This is a genomic window from Propionivibrio sp. (assembly GCF_049316945.1).
Lineage (GTDB): Bacteria > Pseudomonadota > Gammaproteobacteria > Burkholderiales > Rhodocyclaceae > Propionivibrio.
In genome coordinates this window covers 1-21,616 of record NZ_JBMOJE010000090.1, presented here as the reverse complement: position 1 = coordinate 21,616, position 21,616 = coordinate 1, and the positions used below count along the sequence as shown (strand labels likewise).

Sequence of the window (21,616 nt, the reverse complement as noted above, 5' to 3'; positions counted from 1 at the left end):
TATGGCAGCGGCTTTGACGGCTACCTCTACATGCTGGCCTTCTTTGCCGGCTGGCCGATCATCCTGTTCCTGATGGCCGAACGCCTGCGCAACCTCGGACGCTATACCCTCTCCGACATCACCTCCTTCCGGCTCGATCAGGGCAAGGTGCGCACCATGGCGGCGCTCTCCTCGCTGACCGTGGTCAGCTTCTATCTGGTCGCCCAGATGGTTGGTGCCGGTCAATTGATCAAGCTGCTCTTTGGCCTGGATTACAGCATTGCCGTTTTCGGGGTAGGACTCCTGATGATGGTCTATGTCGCCTTCGGCGGCATGGTCGCCACCACCTGGGTGCAGATCATCAAGGCCGGCATGCTGCTGGTCGGCGGTACCCTGTGCATGTTGCTGGCCTACAGCCAGTTCGGCTTTTCCTATCAGACCCTTATGGAAAAGGCGACGACCGTACATAGACTCGGAATAAAGCTGATGACCCCGGGCAGTCTGCTGGCCGATCCGGTGAATGCCATTTCCCTGGGGCTCGGCCTGATGTTCGGTACGGCTGGCCTGCCGCATATCCTGATGCGCTTCTTTACCGTAGCCAATGCCAAGGAAGCACGCAAATCGGTGCTTTACGCTTCCGGCATCGTCGCCTACTTTTTCAACGTGATCTTCATCATGGGCCTCTGCGCCATCCTCATCGTCGGTCAGAATCCTGATTTCTTCGAAGGTGGCGATGTCGGCGGCAGGATGATCGGTGGCGGCAACATGGTCGCCATGCACCTGGCCAAGGCGGTTGGTGGCGACATGCTGCTCGGCTTCATGGCCGCCGTCGCCTTCGCCACCATCCTGGCCGTGGTCTCCGGCCTGGCGCTGGCTGGCGCTTCGGCCATCTCGCATGACCTCTACGCCCGCGTCATCAAGAAAGGTCAGGCTACCGAGGCTTCCGAGATCCGTGTTTCAAAGATCGCCACCATCAGTCTCGGCTTTGTCGCCATCTTTCTCGGCATCCTGTTCGAGAAGCAGAACGTCGCCTTCATGGTCGGCCTGGCCTTCGGCATAGCGTCGGCGGCCAACTTCCCGGTACTCATCCTCTCCATGTACTGGAAGGGCTTGACCACCCGCGGGGCGCTGTTCGCTGGTTATGGCGGCCTCTTCTCCTCTGTCGCCTTTGTTGTGCTTTCGAAGTCGGTGTGGGTCGACGTGCTGGGCAATGCCACGGCAATTTTTCCTTATTCGCAGCCGGCCCTGTTCGCCATGCCGCTGGCTTTTCTGCTGGCCTACGTTTTCTCGAAATCCGATACCAGCGCCAGGGCACTATCGGAAATTGAAGCCTTCGGCGACCAGTACATGCGGGCCCAGACGGGTTACGGGGCATCGGGAGCAGACGATTACAGAAGATAGAGGCCGTTGGCCTGGCTGGCTGGAATCGCTTGTCAGTCGGTAGATCAGTGCAGGTGGTATTTCGCCCAGGGTATTTGTGGCGTGATTGAAGCGTGCCCCTGGGTGCTGGCGACTTGGCTCGCCAGCACCATCAGCCAATAGCCATCCGGCTGGCCAGGAGCAATGCCTGAAGATCGCCTATTGATGGGCGTTTCGAGGCAGCGTACAGGAAATCTGGCTGCTGAACATTCCAGCCAATGCTGGCCGGATCAACCTCAAAACCTCTAATATCTTAACAGCCAGCAACTATTGGACACGGTCAATAACTTACCTGCAGAGAGGCTAATCGATGTCGACAATCTCGGATTTCAATCAAAAATCCTGCGCAGTGACGGATGGAGAGCATCGGATTCAACTTGAGTTGTTGCAGGCATTGTGTGCTGCGACGCAGGAAAATTGCTCGCCGGCATCGGCTGGCGAAATTCTCCAGCAGCTTGTTTCCTATAGCGAGGCGCATTTCATGTCGGAAGAATTGCTCATGCGCCTGAAGAGTTACGACGACTATGAAGACCATGTCAGTGACCACATTCACATGATGGAGGTGCTTGCCGAGATTGAATCGGCTCACGCCTCGGGAAAGTCCGCACTCGTTTCCGGCCAGGCAGAATCGGTCCTTGAATTCATCAAACAGCACATCGCCACCCGTGATCAGCGCTTTGCCGACTTCATGCTCGCTGAGGAATAGTGATGGGAGCGCTTCTCTTTAACAGTGCTAAACTCATTTACCATGCATGAAATGTCGCTGGATGAAGGCGTGCGGAAATTGATTCAGGATGCGGCGCGCCAGCAGGATTTCACAACGCCCTGTTGTCCATCCGCCTGCGGCAAAGCCTTGAACAACGCGGTATGATCGTCCTTGCGCCCGTTCTTGCCACACTAAGCTTATCGCCTGGCGACGCCGGCATTGCCCTCGGGCAGGCCTGGGTCGCGATTGAATCTTTGGAGTCGTGAAATGTGCCTTGCACTCCCCGTCAAAGTAATGGAACTCGGTCCGTATGAAACAGCCATCGTCGATCTCGGCGGTGTCCGCAAGGAAATATCGCTGGCCCTGCTCGATGACGTGCAGGTCGGCGACTATGTGATTCTGCATGTCGGTTATGCGCTGTCGAAGCTCGACCCCGAGGAGGCCGAGAAGACGCTGGCGCTATTTGCCGAGATCGATGCAACCGAGCTTGCAGCGACGTGAAATACATCGACGAATTCCGCGATGGCGAGCTTGCCCGGACGCTGGCGGCGAAAATTGCGGCGCTCGTTGAACCCGCTCGCCGTTACAGCTTCATGGAGTTTTGCGGCGGCCATACCCATGCCATCTCGCGCTATGGCCTGAGCGATCTGCTGCCGGACAACGTGCGCATGGTGCATGGACCCGGCTGCCCGGTTTGCGTCTTGCCGATCGGGCGCGTGAACATGGCGATCGATCTGGCGCTGCAGCAACAGGTGATTCTATGCACCTATGGCGACACCCTGCGCGTGCCGGCTTCCGACGGAATGTCGCTGATGAAGGCCAAGGCCGGTGTGGGCCAGCTCAGCGGCGATATCCGCATGGTGTACTCGACACGCGATGCCTTGCAGGTCGCGCGTGACAATCCGCAGCGTGAAGTGGTTTTTTTCGCCATCGGCTTCGAAACCACCACGCCGCCGACCGCGCTGGCAATCCTGCAGGCGCAGCAGGAACAACTGAGCAACTTCAGCGTACTTTGCTGCCATGTGCTGACCCCTCCGGCGATCAGTGCCATTCTTGACTCGCCCGAGGTGCAGCAGTTGGGCACCGTGCTGATCGATGGCTTTATCGGTCCGGCGCATGTGTCGACGGTGATCGGCAGCCGGCCCTACGAGTGCTTTGCCGGGGAATATCGCAAGCCGGTGGTGATCGCCGGTTTCGAGCCGCTCGACGTAATGCAGGCGATCCTGATGTTGGTCCGCCAGGTCAATGAAGGGCGCGCCGAGGTCGAAAACGAGTTCTCGCGGGCGGTCAGCCGCGAAGGCAATCGCAAGGCGCAGGATCGTGTCGCCGAGGTCTTCGAAATGCGCAGCGAATTCGAGTGGCGCGGACTCGGGGTGCTGCCCTGTTCGGCACTGAAGATTCGCGAAAAGTATGCAACCTTCGATGCCGAGCGGCGTTTCAAGCTCGACTACCACTCGGTGCCCGACAACAAGGCCTGCGAATGCGGGGCGATTCTGCGCGGGGTGAAGCGCCCGCAAGAGTGCGCTATTTTCGGCACGGTGTGCACGCCCGAAAACCCGATCGGCTCCTGTATGGTCAGCAGCGAGGGCGCCTGTGCGGCGCATTACAGCTACGGGCGCTACCAGGAGATGAACTGATGAGCGAAACCAGGAAAGTATATGTTCGCCCGCTCGACCTGAAGCACGGCCGCGTTGATCTGACGCATGGTTCGGGCGGGCGAGCCATGCAGCAACTTATCGCCGAACTGTTTGCCAGGCACCTGGGCAACGAGTACCTCGGCCAGGGTAATGATGGCGCCGTCCTGCCGGCACCGACGATTGATGGCCAGCCTGGCCGGCTGGTGATGTCCACCGATTGCCACGTGGTCTCGCCGCTGTTCTTTCCGGGCGGTGACATTGGCAGCCTGTCGGTGCATGGCACGATCAACGATGTGGCGGTAATGGGCGCCACCCCGCTCTATCTGGCGGCGGGCTTCATCCTGGAAGAAGGTTTCGCGCTGGGCGATCTGGCGCGCATCGTCGAAGCGATGGCCAAAGCGGCGCGCGAGGCCGGCGTGCCGGTCGTGACCGGCGATACCAAAGTGGTCGAGCGCGGCAAGGGCGATGGCGTTTTCATCACCACCACCGGCGTCGGCGTCCTGCCGGAAGGCCTTCAACTGGGCGGCAGCCGGGCACGGCCCGGCGACGTGGTGCTGGTTTCCGGGTCGATGGGCGATCACGGCGTGGCGATCATGAGCAAGCGCGAAAACCTGTCTTTCGACGCCGAGATTGAATCAGACAGCGCCGCGCTGCATGGCCTGATCGCCGCCATGCTGGCCACCAAGGCCGACATACGCTGCTTGCGCGACCCGACGCGCGGCGGCCTGGCGGCAACGCTGAATGAAATCGCCGGGCAGTCGGGCGTCGGCATGATGCTGCACGAGAAGGCGATTCCGGTGAAGCCGGTAGTCGCCGCCGCCTGCGAATTCCTCGGCCTCGACCCGCTCTGCGTGGCCAACGAGGGCAAGCTGATTGCGATCTGTGCTGCAGTCGATGGCGAACGTCTGCTGGCCGCGATGCGTACGCATCCGCTGGGGCGCGAGGCGGCGCTGATCGGCGAGGTGATAGCCGACGACCATCATTTCGTGCAACTGACCACCGCCTTTGGTGGCCGGCGCATTGTCGACTGGCTGGTCGGCGACCAGTTGCCGCGCATCTGCTGATGGCCGTGTGATGCGCATTCTCATTCTCCTGCGCAAGCCCCCAGCTTCATGGAAAGCACGCGATCCGGGCTGGTCCATCCGATGATGACGCGCGGCCCGTTGACTGTCCTGGTAGTCGACGACGAACAGCGCTCGCTGGAAACACTGCGGCGCACGCTGGAAGAACACTTCACCGTTTTCACTGCGGCCTCCGCCGAGGAGGGCAATGTGGTGATGGGGCGCGAGTTCGTGCACATCGTGGTTTCCGATCAGCGCATGCCCGGCACCTCCGGGGTGGAGTTCCTGCGCGGGGTGCGCGCCCAGTGGCCGGACACGGTGCGCCTGATTCTTTCAGGCTATACCGATGTCGAGGAAATCATCGCCGGCATCAACGAAGCCGGTATCTGGCAATACCTGATGAAGCCCTGGCACGCCGACCAGTTGCTGCTGACCCTGCAAAGCGCGGCCGATCTGTGGCGCTTGCAGCAGGAAAATCAGCGCCTTTCGCTCGAACTGCGCGACAGCCCCGAGTATCTGGCGCGCCAGGTGACCAGCCGGCGCGTCAAGGCCAAGGCACAGGCCGGTTTCGATCGCCTGACGCGCGCCGCCGATAGCCCGTTGAACGAGGTTTGCGCTCTGGCCACCAAGATTGCCGGACATGACCTGTCGGTGCTGATTACCGGCGATTCGGGCACCGGCAAGGAACTGCTGGCGCGCGCCATCCACTATGCCAGTCCGCGCGCGGAAGCTTCTTTTGTCGTCGAAAACTGCAGCGCGCTGCCCGATACGCTGCTCGAAGGCGAACTCTTCGGCCACAAACGCGGTGCTTTCACCGGGGCCACCGAAGATCGCATCGGGCTGTTCCAGCAAGCCGACGGCGGAACGCTGTTCCTCGATGAAATCGGCGAAACCTCGCCGGCGTTTCAGGTCAAGCTGCTGCGCGCCTTGCAGGAGGGCGAAGTGCGCCCGGTCGGCAGCCCGCGTCCGGTGGCGGTGGACGTACGCATCATCGCCGCCACCAATCGTGACCTGGATGCCGATGTCGCCAGTGGCCGCTTCCGCGAGGATCTTTACTACCGCATCGCCGGCATGACGCTCTACCTTCCGGCTTTGCGCGAACGGCCACAGGATATTCCGCTGATTGCCAACGAACTGCTCAAACGATCGTCAGTGACAGAGCGGCGATTGTCGGACGCGGCGATGAACTCGCTGGTCCGTTATTCCTGGCCGGGGAATGTGCGCGAACTGCAAAATGAAATACGCCGGGCCCTGGCCCTCGGTGAAGGAACGGTCCTCGGCGCCGAGTTGCTTTCGCAGCGGGTTAGTCAGCCAATGAAATCTCGCGCATTGCCGAGTGATAGCGCTGACGGCGAAGGCCAAAGTGAAGCTGAAAGAGAATCCGGCTTGCTCAAGCATCGCCTCGAACGCCTTGAGGAACAGATCATCCGGACATCGATGGCCCGCCACAAAGGCAACAAGACGCGCGTCGCCGACGAACTGGGACTGACTCGCCTCGGCTTGCGCATGAAGCTGACGCGCCTCGGACTGGAGGAAGCATGAACCTAGAAAAGGCAGTTGACCACAGCGAACACGGCGAACACAACGGAAAAACAATGGCTTGCAATGTTTTCATGATTCACCCTTTGGGTGAGCCATTAATTCCTGAAAAACTTAGGCTTATCGCAGTGCCCGCCGTGTCGCCGTGGTTTGAACTGCGGTTTTTAGCATGAATCTACTCTGGCTGCAGTCGGGCGGCTGTGGCGGTTGCACCCTGTCCTGGCTCGGTTACGAGCACGGTTCCCTGTTCCGGGTGCTGGCCGACGAGGGCGTAGAAATACTCTGGCATCCCAGCCTTTCCGAAGCCGGTGTTGATGAGGCGCGCGAATTGATTGCCCGATGCGCGGATGGCCGCAACGCGGTAGATATTCTGTGCATCGAAGGATCGCTGCTGCGCGGGCCGCAGGGCAGCGGTGCATACCATCGCTTTGGCGGTGGCAGCCAGCCGATGGTCGAGTGGGTCAGGCAAATCGCCGGGCGGGCACGGCATGTGGTCGCCGTGGGCAGTTGCTCGGCCTTTGGCGGAGTAACGGCGGCCGGCGTCAATCCGACCGATGCCTGCGGGCTGCAATACGATGGCGAACTCGATGGGGGCCTGCTTGGTTCCCACTTTCGTGATTCTTCCGGGCTGCCGGTGATCAACATTGCCGGTTGCCCGCCGCATCCGGACTGGATCACCGAAACCCTCACCATGCTGGCGCACGGCCAGCTTGCTGCGAATGATCTGGACGACTACGGCCGTCCGCGTTTTTACGCCGACCAACTGGTGCATCACGGCTGCCCGCGCAACGAGTATTACGAATACAAGGCGAGCGCCGCCAAGCCCTCCGACCAGGGCTGCCTGATGGAGCAGTTGGGGTGCAAGGGAACGCAAGCCCATGCCGATTGCAACCAGCGCTTGTGGAATGGCGAAGGCTCCTGCCTGCGCGGCGGTTTTGCCTGCATCTGCTGCACCGATCCGGGTTTCGAGGAACCCGGCCATCCCTTTGAAAGTACGCCGAAGATTGCCGGCATTCCCATCGGCCTGCCCTCCGACATGCCGAAGGCCTGGTTCGTGGCACTTGCCGCCCTCTCGAAATCGGCGACGCCGGCGCGCGTGCGCGAGAACGCCAGGGCCGACCATCTGAAGCGTACGCCCACCGTCAAGCGTGGCCGCAAATGACGACGCGACGCGTGGTGGGCCCCTTCAACCGGGTCGAGGGCGATCTTGAAATCAGCCTCGATATCGAAGCCGGCCGGATTGCCGCCGCCTATGTAAACTCCCCGCTCTACCGAGGCTTCGAACAGATTTTGCAGGGCAAAATGCCGGCCGATGCCCTGACGCTGGTGCCGCGCATTTGCGGTATTTGCTCGGTAGCCCAGTCAGCCGCCTCAGCGCTGGCCCTGGCCGATTCGGCAGGAGTCGTCGCGCCGCCGAACGGTCGACTGGCGGCCAATCTGACCCTGGCCACCGAAAACCTGGCCGACCATCTGACGCACTTCTATCTGTTCTTCATGCCGGATTTTGCGCGGGCTGACTATGCCGGCAAGTCGTGGCACGCAGCGACCGTCGAGCGCTTTCGCGCCGGCGTTGGCAGCGCGCCGAACGAAATGCTGCCGGCGCGCGCGCGTTTCATGCAGATGATGGGCCTGCTCGCCGGCAAATGGCCGCATACCCTGGCCGTGCAACCCGGCGGTTCGACGCGCCCGTTGCAGAGCACGGAAATTTTCCGGCTGCACCGCATCCTGCGCGACTTTCGCAGTTTTCTCGAAATTACAACCTTTGGCAGCACGCTGGAAGAGGTTGCCGGTTTGTCCAGCCGGAACGAGTTGAGTGCCTGGCAGCAGGATGCCAGCGGCGGCGATTTGCGCCATTTCCTGCACATCGCCGACGATCTCGACTTGTGGCGTCTGGGGCGCGGCCCGGAACGTTACATGAGCTATGGCTGTTACCCGGAGACGGCGGGAAAACTGTTTTCCGCCGGGCTGTGGGATGGAAATTACCTGCCGCTCGACACCGGCGCGATCAGCGAAGACATCTCGCATGCGTGGTACGTTGCCGCCGCCTTGCCACAACATCCGGCCAATGGCGGCACCCTGCCGATGGCCGAGAAACCGGGGGCCTATTCATGGTGCAAGGCGCCGCGTCTGGCGGGGAGGGTCGTTGAAACCGGTGCCCTGGCGCGACAAATGGTCGCCGCGCACCCGCTTGCTAGCGACATGGTGCACGTCGCCGGCGGTAGCGTGGCTGCCCGGGTGGTGGCGCGCTTGTTGGAACTGGCGCTGGTGATCCCGGTGATGGAACGTTGGCTGGGCGAAATAAGGCCCGGCGAACCCTGGTGCATTGTCGGCCCTGTGGCCGATGAATGCTCCGGCGCCGGCCTCATCGAAGCCGCCCGCGGATCGCTCGGCCACTGGCTGAGCGTGAAGCGCGGCCGCATTCACGGCTATCAGATCATCGCCCCTACGACCTGGAATTTCTCGCCGCGCGACGCTCAGGGCCAACCGGGCGCACTGGAGCAAGCACTCGCCGGTTTGCCCGCTACCGCCGACGAATCGATCCCGGCCGCGATTCATCATGTCGTACGCAGTTTTGATCCGTGTATGGTGTGTACGGTGCATTGAGATATTTAGTCAAGGTTACGAACCATGAAAAGCAGACCAACCGACCCGGCAGATGACACGTCCACCAAGCGCGACGCTTCCCAGCAAACCGTCGAACTGCTGGCCGCCGCGACTGCCGCAGCGGCCGAGGATGGCATCTGGCTGGACGTGATTCGCAAGATGGACGAGGTCTATAACGACCTCCTGCAGTACGAAGTCAGTCTTGAGGAAAAGAATGCCGCGCTGGAGGATTCGCAGCAGTTCATTTCTTCGGTGCTGACGTCGATGTCGGATCTGCTGATTGTCTGCAGCCGCTCGGGTTTTATCGAAAGCGTGAATCAGGCGCTGATCAATTTGCTGGGTGTCGATGAGAAATCGCTGCATGGCCGACCGATATTCGACCTGTTTGCCGACGCCGAGTCGCGCGAAAACGCCGGGCGGCTGCTGGTCGAGCAGATGGGTCAGACGGTTGCCGATGGCGAGTTCCAGTTACAGGCCGCCAACGGCAGCGCCATTCCGGTTTCGCTCAACTGCACACCGCGTTACAGCGGCGTCGGAAAGTTGATGGGCGTGGTCATTACCGGGCGTCCGCTCGGTGAGTTGAGGCGGGCCTATCAGGCGCTACGCCAGGCCCACGAGGATCTCAAAACGTCCCAGCACCAGTTGATCCACTCCGAAAAAAATGGCCTCGCTCGGGCGTCTGGTGGCGGGGGTGGCGCATGAACTGAACAACCCGATCAGCTTCGTGTATGGCAACGCCATCGCCCTCAAGCGATATTCGGAGCGTTTCGGGCGTTACCTGGCGGCGATCCATGGCGGCGCCCCACCCGAAAAATGCGCGGCTTTGCGCGATGAACTGCGCATCGACCGGATGCTGAGCGATCTGCCTTCGCTGATCGACGGTACGGTCGAAGGCGCGGAGCGTACGCGCGACATCGTCGACGCCCTCAAGCGCTTTTCGGTGAAGGATCGCGACGAACGGCAGGAATGCGATCTGCGCGAGATCATCGAGCGCGCCGTGAACTGGATACAAAAAGGGATCGCCGATCAATTCTCGGTGCGCATGCTGTTCGATGAAGGTTTGTACACGACCGGATCGCCCGGGCAGTTGCTGCAGGTCGTGATGAATCTGGTTCAGAACGCAGCCGATGCGACCGAGGGCGTTCCGGAGCGGAGCCTGGAGATTTCCGGACGAACCGAGGGGCAGGAAGCGGTGATCGAGTTCCACGATAACGGCCCGGGCATTCCGGCGAGCAATCTGGGCAAGCTGTTCGAACCTTTCTTCACCACCAAGGCGGTCGGCCGCGGGACCGGCCTCGGTCTGGCCATCAGCTATGGCATCGTCGAGCGCCACGGCGGCACACTGACGGCGGAGAATCATGCCAAAGGGGGAGGATTGTTCTGTCTGCGCCTGCCCTTGGCGAGCGGTTGACCGATGAGCACCGGAATCGATGCCGGGAGCGTGCAAATCCGGGTTCAGGGTGACGGCGTCAAGGTAATTGACGCACAGTTCGTCAGCCAGCGGCCGCAAGTGGCCAGAGTTCTCAAGGGGCGGCAGGCCGACGCCGCTGCAACGCTGCTGCCTCTGCTGTTTTCGCTGTGCGCTCGCGCGCAAGGAGCGGCCGCCCGACTGGCCGTGGCAGCAGCTCGCGGCGAGGAATCTGCGCCACGACTCGACCCGGATATCGTGCGCGAGGTCATGCGCGAACACCTCTGGCGCTGGTTACTGGATCTACCTGCCCTGTTCGGCATGGCTGCGCTGCGCGATCAGTTCCTGATGGCCGTGCGCGCGCTGGAAGCCGGCCACGGCGAGGCGTTGCAGAAGTTGCTTGCGGCACCAGAGATCATCCGGCTGATCGAGTCGATCAGGGCGCTGGATCAGCCTGTGCTGCAAGCGTCAGTCCTGCTTCAAATGAACTCGGCACAAGCCTCGCTGGAGGAATGGCCGCAACTCGGCGAAGCGCTTTGCCGCACCCCGACTTGGCGTGGGCAAGCCGCCGAAACGGGTGCCTATGCTCGGCGCACGGGCGATACGGCACCGATTTGTGGCGCCTTCGCCTCACGCTGGCTGGCGCGCTTGGCCGAGCTTGAGACCTGGGCTCTCAGCGCGCAACAGCCAGGTGCTGCCGGCACGGCGAGCGCGGTGCCGGTGGCGCCCGGAATCGGCCGGGCTCTGGTCGAAACAGCCCGTGGATTGCTGATGCACGAGGTCGTTCTGGAGGATGATCGGGTTGCGGAATACAGCATCGTGGCCCCCACCGAATGGAACTTTCACCCCCTGGGGCCGCTTTCCGGCTGGCTGATCGGCAAGCCCTGTGCCGATGAGGCCACATTGCGCGGTTTTGTAGCGCACGCCGTGGCGGCACTTGATCCCTGTGTAAGCTGGGAACTGGCGCTGGAGCCGGTGCAGCCGCCGTCCTGAAGGTGGATGATGTTGTTTACACCTCGCCGATCACCAGGCGGGTATCGCTTTCCAGTCGATATTCCGGAATGACCAGGTTGCTGGGCGCGGGCCCCTTGCTGAAAACCCGCCCGGCAAGATCGAACTTCGAAGTATGGCAAGGGCAGAGAAACTCGCCGTGAACACCAAGGCCCGCTCGCAACTGAGGCTGGCAGCCTTGGTGCGTGCATTGCCCGATGGCGACAAATATATCCGGACGCAGCGAACGATGCCGGTTGTGGCAACCTTCCGGCTGTAAGGATTGTCGGGAATGGGGGTCGATCAATTCGCTTTCGCGGTCGGCCAGTGCCGCAACTTCATCGGCACTTCGGCGAAGAACCCATACTGTGCGGCCCATCCAGTCCACCGTGCGCAGTTTGCCGGGCGGCAGATCAGCGAAATCGACCGGCGTCGGATTACCGGCCGGAGCTTGCGATCGCCCGGCCAGATAGCTGACTGCACCGAGGCCCGTCCCGAGCACGCACAGCGCAGCCACCAAGTGCAGGCGCCGACGCTCGGGATTGCCGAAAAGATATGTGCTCATAGGGCCCGGCTCGCAGACATGTTGTCTGAATAGGCATATGGATTTGCCGAAAGTTCATCCAGCAGGGAACGCTCCGCCAGGATCTGGATAGGGCTGAATTACTTGACGAAATCCACCCCGGCGAAATTTTGCTGGAGGAGTTTATGAAGCCGATGGGAATCGCGGCCCGTCAGCTTGCGGCAGATATCGACGTATCGCCTAGTCGCATCAGCGAACTCGTGCACGGTTCGCGTCCGATTACAGCGGACACGGCGCTGCGCCCGGGTCTGTTTTTGGCATGGAACCCCGCTTCTGGCTGAACCCGCAAACGGAGTACGTCATGCGGGTTACTGCTCTTGCCCTTCAAGAAAAGATCACTCTTCAAATTCGCGTTTTTCATCGCACGGTCGCCTGATTCGTTTAAAAGAACTCAGTCTTCTTTAGAAAGGCAGCGCTTGCGCTACCGCGGGCAATGCACCACACCAGCAGTACGAAATGGAGCAGTATCGGTCAGGCCTGTTCGTGAGTGAACGAAAGCAGGTCATACTGGTTTCGGATGTGCCCTATTTTTTCGAACACCACATTCGGGCGGGATCGGATCATCTCAGAACTTACAGGTATCTTGCTGGCGACCATTCTTCTGATGCAATTATTTGGCCCCCTGGCTACTCAAACAGCAATCAAGGGCTTCGGGGAGTTGCATGGCGCAGAACTGATATCCTTGCTGATCGACAGGGAAGCAGCCAAATAATCTTTGTTGCCATGGCTGCAGCCCGCATCGATAGGCGATCTACAGGCAATGAGGCTGAAGGATGGCGTATTTGTTGGCTCTCATCAACGACTCATTGTAAATCGCCTATTGGCGCGGCTTTCAGCGATGCAGTGTTTACGCTTCAGCAGGCCGGTCAGTGGCAAGCAAGCACTTGATGCCCGATATTGATTATTACTCGAAGAGGAGAAAACACCATGAGCAAGCGCCCATTACGCATTGGCCTCTCGGCGCGCATCTACCATCCTCAAGCCGGTTCAACCGGATTGCAGTCAAAGTCGCTGCAATATCTCGAACAATCCGTTGCGCACTGGGTCATGTCGCGCGAGGTGATGGTTTTCATGATTCCGGCGGTCAGTGGCGATGCCATGGTTCATCGCAGCAGCATCCGGCTTTCGGACTACCCGCAATATCTGGATGGCCTGATTCTGCAAGGCGGAGCCGATATCAATCCGCAGAGTTACGGCGAGGAGCCGCTGCATCCGGATTGGGCCGGTGACCGGGTGCGCGATGCCTACGAGATGGAATTGCTGCACGAATTCATGGAGGCCGGAAAGCCGGTGCTGGGTATCTGTCGTGGCGCCCAACTGATCAACGTCGCCTTTGGCGGAACGCTGTTCCAGGACATCGCGACGCAGATAGAAACGGCGGGGACGCACGTTCATCCCGATTACGATCAGCACAGTCATGCCGTGGAATGGGCCAGCGACTCGGGCCTTGCCCGGCTGTTTCCCGGTACCCAGGGCGGCGCCGTGGTCTCGATTCACCATCAGTCGATCAAGGCCCTCGGGCGAGGTTTGAAGGTTGAAGCGCGCAGCGTTGAAGATGAGGTGATCGAAGCCGTACGCCTGGAGGGAAAACCGTACGTGCTTGGCGTGCAGTGGCACCCCGAGTTCCATCCACCCGGCAGCAAGGAGTTGCTCGACTGCACGCCGATTCTCGACGAGTTTCTCAATGCCGCTCGCGGTCGGCGATGGTAAATAAGCGGAACGAACAGCGATGATGACTGACCTTCTGTCGCTGTCACGATCGCTGTGGGAGGATTTGCAGGAGCGCCTGTTTTTCCTGCCGCCATTCCCCGATCAACTCGATTCACTGGCCTTGTTCAGTCTGCTGCTGGTCGTCGGCTTGCTGGTCGGCGAGTGGCTGCGCGCTCATCTGGGTGTGCCAAAAGTCATCGGCTACGTTCTCGCGGGAACGCTGTTCGGACCCGCCCTCCTGGGCTGGATCAGCATCGAAACCCTGGCCCAGATCCGCCCCGTCGCCGATGCCGCGCTGGGCTTGCTGATGCTGGAGATCGGGCGGCGTCTTGATTTGCATTGGCTGATCAACAATCGGGATTTATTGAGAGGGACGCTTGGCGAAATCACGCTCTCCTTTGTCTCCATCTTCTTCTTTGCCTATGCCGTCGTCGGGCTGATCCCGGCCTGGGCGGCTGCGGCGGCGGCAGTGACCATGGCCTCGGCGCCGGCCGTGGTCTTGCTGACCGTCGAAGAGTCAAATGCGCAGGGCCAGGTCACCGAACGCATCATCATGCACACGGCGCTCGGTTCGGCCGCGGCGCTGGTCGTTTTCGTCATCGTCCTCGGGGTTGTGCACGCCGAATTCAGCGACAACTGGCTCAATGCGGCCTTTCATCCGCTGTGGGTGGGGTTTGGTTCTCTGCTCATCGCCTGGGTGGTTTCGCGTCTCGCTTTGCTGGTTGCCGTTGTATTGCCGAAACGTTCGCTGGCGCAGGTTTTTACACTGGTGGCGACGGCCTTGCTGGCAGTAGGCATCGCCCGCATGCTGGCGGTTCCGGTTTTCCTCACGCTGTTCGTGATGGGAGCGATGCTCGCCTTCCGCGATGAAAAAAGAGTGCTGAGCTATACCAGCCTGCCGCAGGGGCACTGGTTGCTGGCCATCATCCTGTTTGTCGTAGTCGGCGCATCACTTCCCTGGCAGGACTTTACCTGGTTGACCGGCATCGAGGCCCTTGGCCTGCTGCTCGTTCGGGCACTGGCCAAGGTGGCTGCCCTGGCCTGGGCTGGCGGCGGATTGCCCTTGACCAAGCGAGTATTGGTCGGTGTCGGGATTCAGCCCTTGTCGGCGACGGCGGTATTCATGGCTTACGAACTGGCCGGACTTTATCCGGAAATCGGCCAGTCGGCCCTGGCTCTCCCGCTGTTTGCGGCGGCCATCATGGAAATTGCCGGCCCGGCACTGTGCCGTTTCGCCCTTGTACGCTCTGGAGAGACGGTCGAGGATGACAAAACCAGGGGAGGTATCGCATGAGTCATAAAGTCGCAGCCATTGCCGGGTTCAAAGAAAGCCAGCCGTTGACCCTTGGCGTGGAGTTGGAGTTGCAACTGGTTTCTCCGCGCGATTACAACCTGACGCGCGGGGCCACGGACCTGCTGGGCAGCATGGATTACGATGGCCGCTTCGGTGAAATCAAGCTGGAAATTACCGAAAGCATGATTGAGGTCGCCACCTTGCCGTGTGCCACTGTCGATGGCATTGCTGCCGATCTGGATGGTTTGCGTAAAACGCTGATCAGCCAGTGCGGTCAAAACAATATCGTCGTCTCTGGCGGTGGTACGCATCCCTTCCACCGCTGGCCGGAACGCCGGATTTGCCCGGGAGAACGCTTTGATGAGCTATACAGCCACTATGGCTATCTGGCCAAACAGTTCACCGTATTTGGCCAGCACATTCATGTCGGCTGCAGTTCGGCGGACGAGGCGATCTGGCTGACACAAGCCCTCGGCGCCTACGTGCCATTTTTCATCGCGCTTTCTGCTTCTTCGCCGTTTGTCGATGGCGTCGATACCTTGTTCCAGTCGGCCCGGCTGAATGCTGTCTCGGCTTTCCCCTTGAGCGGGCAATGCCCGGAATTGCCTGACTGGGCCGGGTTCGTCGAGCATTTTTCCTTCCTTCAGGCCTGCGGCATCGTGCACAGCATCAAGGATCTGTATTGGGACATTCGCCCCAAGCCGGAATTCGGCACCGTGGAAATTCGCGTCTGCGATACGCCGTTGACTGTCGAGCGGGCCACGGCACTGGCCGCGCTGGCGCAATGCCTGGCGCGTTATCTGTTGCGCACGCGGCCGGCGTTCGATACCCGGCTCCATTTGCACGTCGCCCGTTACAACAAGTTCCAGGCCTGCCGCTATGGTTTCGCTGCGCTGCTTTCCGATCCGGTCAGGCAGCAACAGAAAGTGCTCAAGGAATCCCTGCGCGAACTGCTTGAAATGCTGGCCGAGGATGCTCGGGCGCTCGGTTGTTCCGTCTGGCTGGAACGGCTCAGGGCGGTGCTGGAATCCGGGAATACCGACGCCAACTGGCTGAGAGGACGGCAAACCATGCACCAGAATCTGAACGATGTGGTGCGAGATGCTTCCCTGCGCCTGTACAACGAAACAGTCATCGAACTCTGAGGCTGTGAAAAAATACCTAGCCCCCACCGCAAAGACGCAAAGTAGCAAAGTTTTCGCAAAGAAAACCTTTACAAACAATGGGGTTCCTCTGCGTTTTCTTTGCCCCATTGCGCCTTTGCGGTGGATTTTAAATATTTTCACAGGCTCCCAAGGGAGATAAGTGATGAAATTCTGGCTGACGCTACTGCCATTACTGCTGTTATCCCTGGCTTCGCCCGTGCAGGCGGCAGGGCAATGTGCCATCGAGCGGGTAACAAGTAATGCACAAGGCACCAGTCCCTGGATTGATCAGGAAAACTGGCTGGCACCGGAAAACCTGCGCATCGGTTTGCAGTCGGCGGGCACCTTCATGCCGCTGCTGAAAATGAAGGGGCCGGTTGCTGCAGAGCTTCTTCGGCCTGCGCCGCGCCAACTTCAACTCGACAAAATCAAGGCCAGCGACCCGCTTGATCAGCAACCGCGGGATATCGGTTTCCTGCTCGACACGCGCTTGTATGCCGATGGTTTCCTGGTGCTGCGTAATGGCAAGGTATGGAGCGAGCAGTATTGGCACGGGCTTTCAGCGCAGCAGCCGCGCCTGCTGCTCGGCGGAAGCCGGCCGCTGCTCTCGCTGATGGGGGTGCTGGCCGTGGCCCAGGGCAAGCTCTGGCCGGACAGGTCGATCATCCGTCACGTTGCCGCCCTGAATACGCAGACCGGTTTGCGCAAACTTTCGCTTCAGCGTCTGCTCGAAGCCAATAGCCGCTTCAATTGGTCCGCGCAGGAGATTGACGATTGGCAAACCACGAGCGGGTGGCGGTCGGGAAAGACTGCCGGGGGCGTTCGCTCCTGGCTGAACCAGCCGGAACGCTGGGAACGGGATTTTGCCGACGAAACGCAGAATTCGGTGGATCTCGAACCGGATGCCGATTTGCTGACGTGGGCGCTGGCCGAGAGTTATCGGCTACCTCTGGCGCAGGTTTTTTGCGATAACGTACTCGGCAAACTGCGCCCGGAAAACCCCGTGTTATGGATGACCGACCAGCAGGGAACGGAACTGGCCGGCGGACTGGCGCTCTCGTTGCGCGACTTTGCCCGCGTCGGACAAATGTTGATCGAGGCCCGGAACAGCGGTAGCCGCAGCAAGATTCCGAACTGGTTCATCGAAACCCTGAATGCTTCGGGTGGCCTACGAAAAACCGGCAGCCCTGAGTTGGCCGGGCTGAAAAAGGGCAGCGAATACCGCTACGGCTTTGTGCATCTTGGCGGAGCGCCTAACCGTATCGCCATTCTCGGGCCGTATGGCAACAGCCTCTATGTCGACTTCGATCGCCGCCTGGTGATCGCACTTTTTGCGTCTTACCCCAGGAATCGTAGCGCGGCTATGCTGGCTACCCTTGAGCAGGTATGGGAAAAGCTGGCTTCGGCGACACAGCCGGCCGGGAAACGTTGATTAACCAGGTTACCAATGGACCCGACACAGCGAGCTAATGACTGGCATCACCGGCCGGTCGATGAGGTGGCAGCACTTCTGACGACGGTGCTCGACGACGGCCTGACGGAAGAGGAGGCGGCGACGCGACGCGCTCAGCACGGCGAGAATCGCATCACGCCGAAGCCGGGGAAGGGGCCGCTACTGCGCTTTATCCTGCAGTTCAGCCAGCCGCTGGTGGTGGTGCTGGTGATCGCCGGCGCGGTAACGGCTTTCCTCGGCGAGTGGGTCGATTCCGGGGTGATTTTTGGCGTTACGCTGATCAATGCGCTGATCGGCTTCATTCAGGAAGGTCGTGCCGAAAGTGCGCTGGCGGCGCTGGCGCGTTCCGTCACCAGCGAGGCGACTTTGTTGCGCAATGGAATGAAGCAGCGCTTGCCATCGACGGCGCTGGTGCCCGGCGACGTGGTGCTGCTGGCGGCGGGCGACAAGGTGCCGGCTGACATGCGCCTGTTTCACGCCAAGGAACTGCAGGCCATCGAGTCGGCGCTTACCGGCGAATCTACGGCGGTGAGCAAGCATGGCGATGTATTGCCGAAAGACACGCTGCTTGCCGAGCGCGGCAACATGGCTTACGCCGGGACCGTGATGATCAGCGGGCAGGGCGCCGGCGTGGTGATCGCCACCGGTGATGCCACCCAGACCGGCCATATTTCGCGTCTGATTGCCGAAGCGCCCGATCTCAGCACGCCACTGACGGTCAAGATGGCGGTGTTCAGCAACTGGTTGCTGATCGTCATTGGGCTGCTCGCGCTGTTTACCTTCGCTATTGGTCTGTGGCGTGGCGAATCGGCTTTCGATATGTTCATGGCGGCGGTGGCGCTGGCGGTGGGAGCGATTCCCGAGGGTTTGCCGGCGGCGATGACGATCACGCTGGCCATCGGCGTTTCGCGCATGGCCAGACGCCGCGCCATCATCCGCAAACTGCCTGCCGTCGAGACCCTGGGCAGTACGACGGTGATCTGTTCCGACAAGACCGGCACGCTGACCGAGAACCAGATGACGGTGCGCGAGTTGTATGCCGGGGGCGTGCGCTACCCGGTAAGCGGCAGCGGCTATGCGCCGAAGGGGAAAATTGGCGAAAACGTGACAGTCGCCGGGGCGTTGCGCGAATGCCTGCTGGCCGGGGCGCTGTGCAACGACGCCGGACTGCGCAAGGTGGAGCGCCAGTGGGAGATTGCCGGCGACCCGACCGAGGGTGCGTTGCTGGTGGTCGCCCGCAAGGGCGGGCTCGACGAAACTACGCTGCTCAAGCTGTTTCCGCGACGCGACGAAATTCCCTTCGATTCGGCGCGCCAGTACATGGCCACGCTGCACGAAATGGAGGGCGTCCGCATCGCTTATTTCAAGGGTGCCATCGAGCAGCTCTTGCCGCGTTCGACGAGCATGCTCGATGCGGCGGGCGAAGCACAGCCGATTGATCGCGGGCAGATCGAGAAGGTAGCTGGCGAAATGGCAACCAAGGGTTTGCGTGTGCTCGCCGTGGCGCGCCTGATGGGTGTTTCTGGCGACGAGTTTGATCACCAGCAGGTCGAAAACAACGCCGGACTGCAGTTCATCGGCCTCGTCGGAATGATTGATCCGCCACGGCCCAAGGCCATCGCGGCGGTAAAAACCTGTCACACGGCCGGCATCGTGGTCAAGATGATCACCGGCGATCACGCCGTCACGGCCCTGTCGATCGCTTGCCAGATCGGCTTCGCCAAGGCTGGCGACAAAGTGTTCACCGGGCGCGATCTGGCCGCGCTCGACGATGAGAAGTTACTCGCCGTGGCGCACGCCGTAAATGTCTTTGCCCGTGTCGAACCCGAGCAGAAGCTGCGCCTGGTGCGTGCCCTGCAGGCCGCTGGCGAGGTGGTGGCGATGACCGGCGACGGGGTCAATGATGCGCCGGCGCTGAAGCAGGCCGACATTGGCATTGCCATGGGGCTGGCCGGCACCGAGGTGGCCAAGGAAGCGGCCGACATGGTGCTCACCGATGACGATTTCGCCGCCATCGAAGCAGCCGTCGAGGAAGGGCGAGGCGTTTACGACAATCTGGTGAAGTTCATCACGTGGACGCTGCCGACCAATTTCGGCGAAGGTCTGGTCATCGTGGCGGCCATCGTCGCCGGCGCCACGCTGCCGATCACCGCGTTGCAGATCCTGTGGATCAACATGACGACGGCGGTCTTTCTCGGCCTGATGCTGGCCTTCGAGCCAATCGAGCCGGGCATCATGCGCCGCGCCCCGCGTCCGCCGGGGACGGCGATTCTCAGCCACGCGCTGATCGGGCGCATCGTGCTGGTCAGCGTGCTGTTGCTGGCCGGCTCCTTCGGCCTCTTTCTGCTGGAACAGGCGCGCGGGCACACGCTGGCCGAGGCGCGCACGGTGGCGGTTAATGTCTTCGTGATGGTCGAGGCTTTTTACCTGTTCAACTGCCGCTCGCTTGAGCGCTCGGCGCTGCGTGTCGGAATGTTCTCCAATCCGGCGATCTGGTATGGCGTGGCGACGATGGCCGTCCTGCAGTTGGCGCTGACCTATTTGCCGTTGATGAACCGGCTATTTGCCACCGCGCCGATCGGTTGGCAGGAGTGGCTGGAGATTTTTGCGGTAGGGCTGGTTTCGTGGCTGGTGGTGGGTGTGGAAAAACGCTGGCTGAATCGGGGTAAAAAAACATCAAAAACAGAGGCGTAAACGCTGTGACGCAGGTGCTTCAGGAATGATCATGACAATAGGGGAAAGACCACGGTTTCCGCTTGTTCTGGATGATAAGCATCGTCACGTCGGGGGACGGTGAGACCGGCGCGGCGTGGCATGGACGACCCCGGGGGGAATGGCAAAGCGCCGGCATATCAGAAAACCGTGGTCTATCCCCTATTATTTCTGCACGTAGGTGTGGCCTTGACATACGTCATTCTTTCAATACACTGTACGTATGATTAAGTTCGAGTGTGATTCAGCCAAGGCCACGGGCAGCTCTAGAAAGCACGGTGTTTCTTTCGAGGAAGCGCAGTCCGTTTTCTATGATGAGTTTGCCATTCAGTTCTTCGATGAAGAACACTCGGGTGAGGAGGAGCGTTTATTGTTGCTGGGCATGAGCACGGGGGCAAGACTGCTTCTGGTCTGTCACTGCGAACGAGATGCAGGTAACACCATCCGCATCATTTCCGCCCGCCAGGCCACCAAGCGTGAAAGTACTTTTTACGGAAGTGAAATGCCATGAAAGCCGAGTACGACCTTTCCAATATGAAGTCACGCAGGAATCCTTACGCATCGAAGCTCAAGAAGCCTGTGACGATGCGTCTCTCCGAAGACGTTGTTGTCTATTTCAAGGACATGGCGGCGAATGCCGGGGTTCCCTACCAGAGCCTTATCAATCTATACCTTCGCGACTGCGTTACGCAGCATCGGCAGGTACAGATTGCCTGGCCAGCCAAGTCCTGACCCTGGCAAATCGATAGCATATCGATAGGGTCAGAATCGAATGATCCTTTTCAAATCAACGGGGTCAGAGTCCATTGGTTTTCCTTGCAAATTTAGCTTCTCAAAACCACTCTCCTTTTCACCGCACCAAGGGAGAATCAATTGCCCACTATTGATATAGTTGAATTGCCAACAGCAGAAAAACTCAAGCTAATGGAATCGCTGTGGGATTCCCTCTGCATGGCACCCGTAAACGATATCCATTCGCCCGCTTGGCATGCGGAGGTGCTTACCGAGCGTATGCGTCGGCTTGATGCCGGGAATGAGCGAGTATCGTCCTGGAGCGAAGCCAAGGAGCGTATCCGAAATCAGGTCAAGTCAAGCTGATGCGGGTCGGGATTACCCATGTAGCCGAAGACGATCTGTTGCAGGGGGTTTGCCTTCTATGAGAACCAACAGACTGGGATCGGTGAGTATTTTCTCGACAGCCTTTACGCAGATATTGATTCGCTAATTTTGTTCGGCGGCATCCATCCCAAGCCCGATGGCCGCTTGCATCGCTCGCTGGCCAAGCGTTTTCCGTTTGCGATCTACTACGATGTACAGGGCGATTTGTGCGCGGCGCCGTGAAACTACCATGAATTCGGCAACTTGAAAGTGCCAGT

22 protein-coding genes are annotated in these 21,616 nt (G+C 60.4%); 21 read left to right on the top strand and 1 reads right to left on the bottom strand.

Features of this window, described 5'->3' with window-relative positions; translation table 11 throughout:
* From ACOYNV_RS18195 to ACOYNV_RS18140, 12 genes are all read left to right on the top strand, one after another.
* Positions 1-1,380, top strand: a 1,380-nt coding sequence (locus tag ACOYNV_RS18195; RefSeq protein ID WP_422901221.1) for a sodium:solute symporter family transporter, incomplete at its 5' end; no start/stop codon positions are given.
* A gap of 328 nt (positions 1,381-1,708) precedes the next feature.
* Positions 1,709-2,104 carry a bacteriohemerythrin gene (locus ACOYNV_RS18190; RefSeq protein WP_422901220.1) on the top strand — a complete coding sequence of 132 codons (396 nt, stop codon included), beginning with the start codon at positions 1,709-1,711 and terminating at the stop codon, positions 2,102-2,104.
* 267 nt (positions 2,105-2,371) lie between these two features.
* On the top strand, positions 2,372-2,605 hold the full coding sequence (locus ACOYNV_RS18185) for a HypC/HybG/HupF family hydrogenase formation chaperone (protein ID WP_422901219.1): 234 nt from the start codon (positions 2,372-2,374) through the stop codon (positions 2,603-2,605).
* Positions 2,602-3,741: a hydrogenase formation protein HypD gene (hypD, locus tag ACOYNV_RS18180; RefSeq protein ID WP_422901218.1), complete on the top strand. Its 1,140-nt coding sequence runs from the start codon at positions 2,602-2,604 to the stop codon at positions 3,739-3,741. The genes ACOYNV_RS18185 and hypD overlap by 4 nt, the downstream gene beginning before the upstream one ends.
* Positions 3,741-4,805 carry a hydrogenase expression/formation protein HypE gene (gene hypE / locus ACOYNV_RS18175; RefSeq protein ID WP_422901217.1) on the top strand — a complete coding sequence of 355 codons (1,065 nt, stop codon included), beginning with the start codon at positions 3,741-3,743 and terminating at the stop codon, positions 4,803-4,805. Before hypD ends, hypE begins: the two co-directional genes overlap by 1 nt.
* Positions 4,806-4,853: 48 nt before the next feature.
* Positions 4,854-6,344 carry a sigma-54-dependent transcriptional regulator gene (locus tag ACOYNV_RS18170; protein ID WP_422901216.1) on the top strand — a complete coding sequence of 497 codons (1,491 nt, stop codon included), beginning with the start codon at positions 4,854-4,856 and terminating at the stop codon, positions 6,342-6,344.
* Complete coding sequence (locus tag ACOYNV_RS18165) at positions 6,341-6,514, top strand: hypothetical protein (protein ID WP_422901215.1); 174 nt, start codon at positions 6,341-6,343, stop codon at positions 6,512-6,514. The genes ACOYNV_RS18170 and ACOYNV_RS18165 overlap by 4 nt, the downstream gene beginning before the upstream one ends.
* On the top strand, positions 6,511-7,503 hold the full coding sequence (locus tag ACOYNV_RS18160; RefSeq protein ID WP_422901214.1) for a HupU protein: 993 nt from the start codon (positions 6,511-6,513) through the stop codon (positions 7,501-7,503). The genes ACOYNV_RS18165 and ACOYNV_RS18160 overlap by 4 nt, the downstream gene beginning before the upstream one ends.
* Positions 7,500-8,945 carry a nickel-dependent hydrogenase large subunit gene (locus ACOYNV_RS18155; protein ID WP_422901213.1) on the top strand — a complete coding sequence of 482 codons (1,446 nt, stop codon included), beginning with the start codon at positions 7,500-7,502 and terminating at the stop codon, positions 8,943-8,945. The genes ACOYNV_RS18160 and ACOYNV_RS18155 overlap by 4 nt, the downstream gene beginning before the upstream one ends.
* Before the next feature lie 24 nt (positions 8,946-8,969).
* On the top strand, positions 8,970-9,647 hold the full coding sequence (locus tag ACOYNV_RS18150; protein WP_422901212.1) for a PAS domain-containing protein: 678 nt from the start codon (positions 8,970-8,972) through the stop codon (positions 9,645-9,647).
* Positions 9,607-10,356 carry a sensor histidine kinase gene (locus tag ACOYNV_RS18145; RefSeq protein WP_422901211.1) on the top strand — a complete coding sequence of 250 codons (750 nt, stop codon included), beginning with the start codon at positions 9,607-9,609 and terminating at the stop codon, positions 10,354-10,356. Before ACOYNV_RS18150 ends, ACOYNV_RS18145 begins: the two co-directional genes overlap by 41 nt.
* A 3-nt stretch (positions 10,357-10,359) precedes the next feature.
* Positions 10,360-11,346 (top strand): nickel-dependent hydrogenase large subunit, encoded by a 987-nt coding sequence (locus ACOYNV_RS18140; protein ID WP_422901210.1) that lies wholly within the window; start codon positions 10,360-10,362, stop codon positions 11,344-11,346.
* A 16-nt stretch (positions 11,347-11,362) separates the two neighbouring features.
* On the opposite strand, the gene petA is transcribed toward ACOYNV_RS18140, so the two are convergent.
* Entirely contained in the window at positions 11,363-11,908 is a 546-nt protein-coding gene (gene petA / locus ACOYNV_RS18135) for a ubiquinol-cytochrome c reductase iron-sulfur subunit (RefSeq protein WP_422901209.1), read from the bottom strand.
* 143 nt (positions 11,909-12,051) lie between these two features.
* On the opposite strand from petA, the gene ACOYNV_RS18130 reads away from it, so the two are divergent.
* The 9 genes from ACOYNV_RS18130 to ACOYNV_RS18090 all read left to right on the top strand — a co-directional run bounded on the left by ACOYNV_RS18130 (position 12,052) and on the right by ACOYNV_RS18090 (position 21,338).
* Positions 12,052-12,207 (top strand): helix-turn-helix transcriptional regulator, encoded by a 156-nt coding sequence (locus tag ACOYNV_RS18130; RefSeq protein WP_422901208.1) that lies wholly within the window; start codon positions 12,052-12,054, stop codon positions 12,205-12,207.
* 646 nt (positions 12,208-12,853) lie between these two features.
* The gene (locus ACOYNV_RS18125) at positions 12,854-13,636 is read left to right on the top strand and encodes a gamma-glutamyl-gamma-aminobutyrate hydrolase family protein (RefSeq protein WP_422901207.1); all 783 of its coding nucleotides are present in this window, start codon (positions 12,854-12,856) and stop codon (positions 13,634-13,636) included.
* Positions 13,637-13,655: 19 nt separating this feature from the next.
* Positions 13,656-14,930, top strand: coding sequence for a cation:proton antiporter (locus ACOYNV_RS18120; protein WP_422901206.1), 1,275 nt, complete (start codon positions 13,656-13,658; stop codon positions 14,928-14,930).
* Positions 14,927-16,075 carry a YbdK family carboxylate-amine ligase gene (locus tag ACOYNV_RS18115; RefSeq protein ID WP_422901205.1) on the top strand — a complete coding sequence of 383 codons (1,149 nt, stop codon included), beginning with the start codon at positions 14,927-14,929 and terminating at the stop codon, positions 16,073-16,075. The genes ACOYNV_RS18120 and ACOYNV_RS18115 overlap by 4 nt, the downstream gene beginning before the upstream one ends.
* A 163-nt stretch (positions 16,076-16,238) precedes the next feature.
* A complete protein-coding gene (locus tag ACOYNV_RS18110; protein WP_422901204.1) occupies positions 16,239-17,507 on the top strand; it encodes a hypothetical protein in 1,269 nt (422 codons plus the stop codon).
* Between the two features lie 15 nt (positions 17,508-17,522).
* On the top strand, positions 17,523-20,222 hold the full coding sequence (locus ACOYNV_RS18105) for a cation-transporting P-type ATPase (protein ID WP_422901203.1): 2,700 nt from the start codon (positions 17,523-17,525) through the stop codon (positions 20,220-20,222).
* Positions 20,223-20,463: 241 nt separating this feature from the next.
* Entirely contained in the window at positions 20,464-20,751 is a 288-nt protein-coding gene (locus ACOYNV_RS18100) for a BrnT family toxin (protein WP_422901202.1), read from the top strand.
* Positions 20,748-20,972, top strand: a complete 225-nt coding sequence (locus ACOYNV_RS18095) for a BrnA antitoxin family protein (protein ID WP_422901201.1) — start codon at positions 20,748-20,750, stop codon at positions 20,970-20,972. Before ACOYNV_RS18100 ends, ACOYNV_RS18095 begins: the two co-directional genes overlap by 4 nt.
* 141 nt (positions 20,973-21,113) lie before the next feature.
* Entirely contained in the window at positions 21,114-21,338 is a 225-nt protein-coding gene (locus tag ACOYNV_RS18090; RefSeq protein WP_422901200.1) for an addiction module protein, read from the top strand.
* Positions 21,339-21,616 lie beyond the last annotated feature (278 nt).

Coding starts and splice junctions, on each gene's coding strand:
- ACOYNV_RS18120 (WP_422901206.1), top strand. CDS start 13,656: ATGATGACTGACCTTCTGTCGCTGTCACGATCGCTGTGGGAGGATTTG.
- ACOYNV_RS18115 (WP_422901205.1), top strand. CDS start 14,927: ATGAGTCATAAAGTCGCAGCCATTGCCGGGTTCAAAGAAAGCCAGCCG.
- ACOYNV_RS18130 (WP_422901208.1), top strand. CDS start 12,052: ATGAAGCCGATGGGAATCGCGGCCCGTCAGCTTGCGGCAGATATCGAC.
- ACOYNV_RS18100 (WP_422901202.1), top strand. CDS start 20,464: ATGATTAAGTTCGAGTGTGATTCAGCCAAGGCCACGGGCAGCTCTAGA.
- ACOYNV_RS18155 (WP_422901213.1), top strand. CDS start 7,500: ATGACGACGCGACGCGTGGTGGGCCCCTTCAACCGGGTCGAGGGCGAT.
- ACOYNV_RS18170 (WP_422901216.1), top strand. CDS start 4,854: ATGGAAAGCACGCGATCCGGGCTGGTCCATCCGATGATGACGCGCGGC.
- ACOYNV_RS18110 (WP_422901204.1), top strand. CDS start 16,239: ATGAAATTCTGGCTGACGCTACTGCCATTACTGCTGTTATCCCTGGCT.
- ACOYNV_RS18190 (WP_422901220.1), top strand. CDS start 1,709: ATGTCGACAATCTCGGATTTCAATCAAAAATCCTGCGCAGTGACGGAT.
- ACOYNV_RS18160 (WP_422901214.1), top strand. CDS start 6,511: ATGAATCTACTCTGGCTGCAGTCGGGCGGCTGTGGCGGTTGCACCCTG.
- ACOYNV_RS18125 (WP_422901207.1), top strand. CDS start 12,854: ATGAGCAAGCGCCCATTACGCATTGGCCTCTCGGCGCGCATCTACCAT.
- ACOYNV_RS18145 (WP_422901211.1), top strand. CDS start 9,607: ATGGCCTCGCTCGGGCGTCTGGTGGCGGGGGTGGCGCATGAACTGAAC.
- ACOYNV_RS18165 (WP_422901215.1), top strand. CDS start 6,341: ATGAACCTAGAAAAGGCAGTTGACCACAGCGAACACGGCGAACACAAC.
- ACOYNV_RS18185 (WP_422901219.1), top strand. CDS start 2,372: ATGTGCCTTGCACTCCCCGTCAAAGTAATGGAACTCGGTCCGTATGAA.
- hypE (WP_422901217.1), top strand. CDS start 3,741: ATGAGCGAAACCAGGAAAGTATATGTTCGCCCGCTCGACCTGAAGCAC.
- petA (WP_422901209.1), bottom strand. CDS start 11,908: ATGAGCACATATCTTTTCGGCAATCCCGAGCGTCGGCGCCTGCACTTG.
- ACOYNV_RS18150 (WP_422901212.1), top strand. CDS start 8,970: ATGAAAAGCAGACCAACCGACCCGGCAGATGACACGTCCACCAAGCGC.
- ACOYNV_RS18095 (WP_422901201.1), top strand. CDS start 20,748: ATGAAAGCCGAGTACGACCTTTCCAATATGAAGTCACGCAGGAATCCT.
- ACOYNV_RS18105 (WP_422901203.1), top strand. CDS start 17,523: ATGGACCCGACACAGCGAGCTAATGACTGGCATCACCGGCCGGTCGAT.
- ACOYNV_RS18140 (WP_422901210.1), top strand. CDS start 10,360: ATGAGCACCGGAATCGATGCCGGGAGCGTGCAAATCCGGGTTCAGGGT.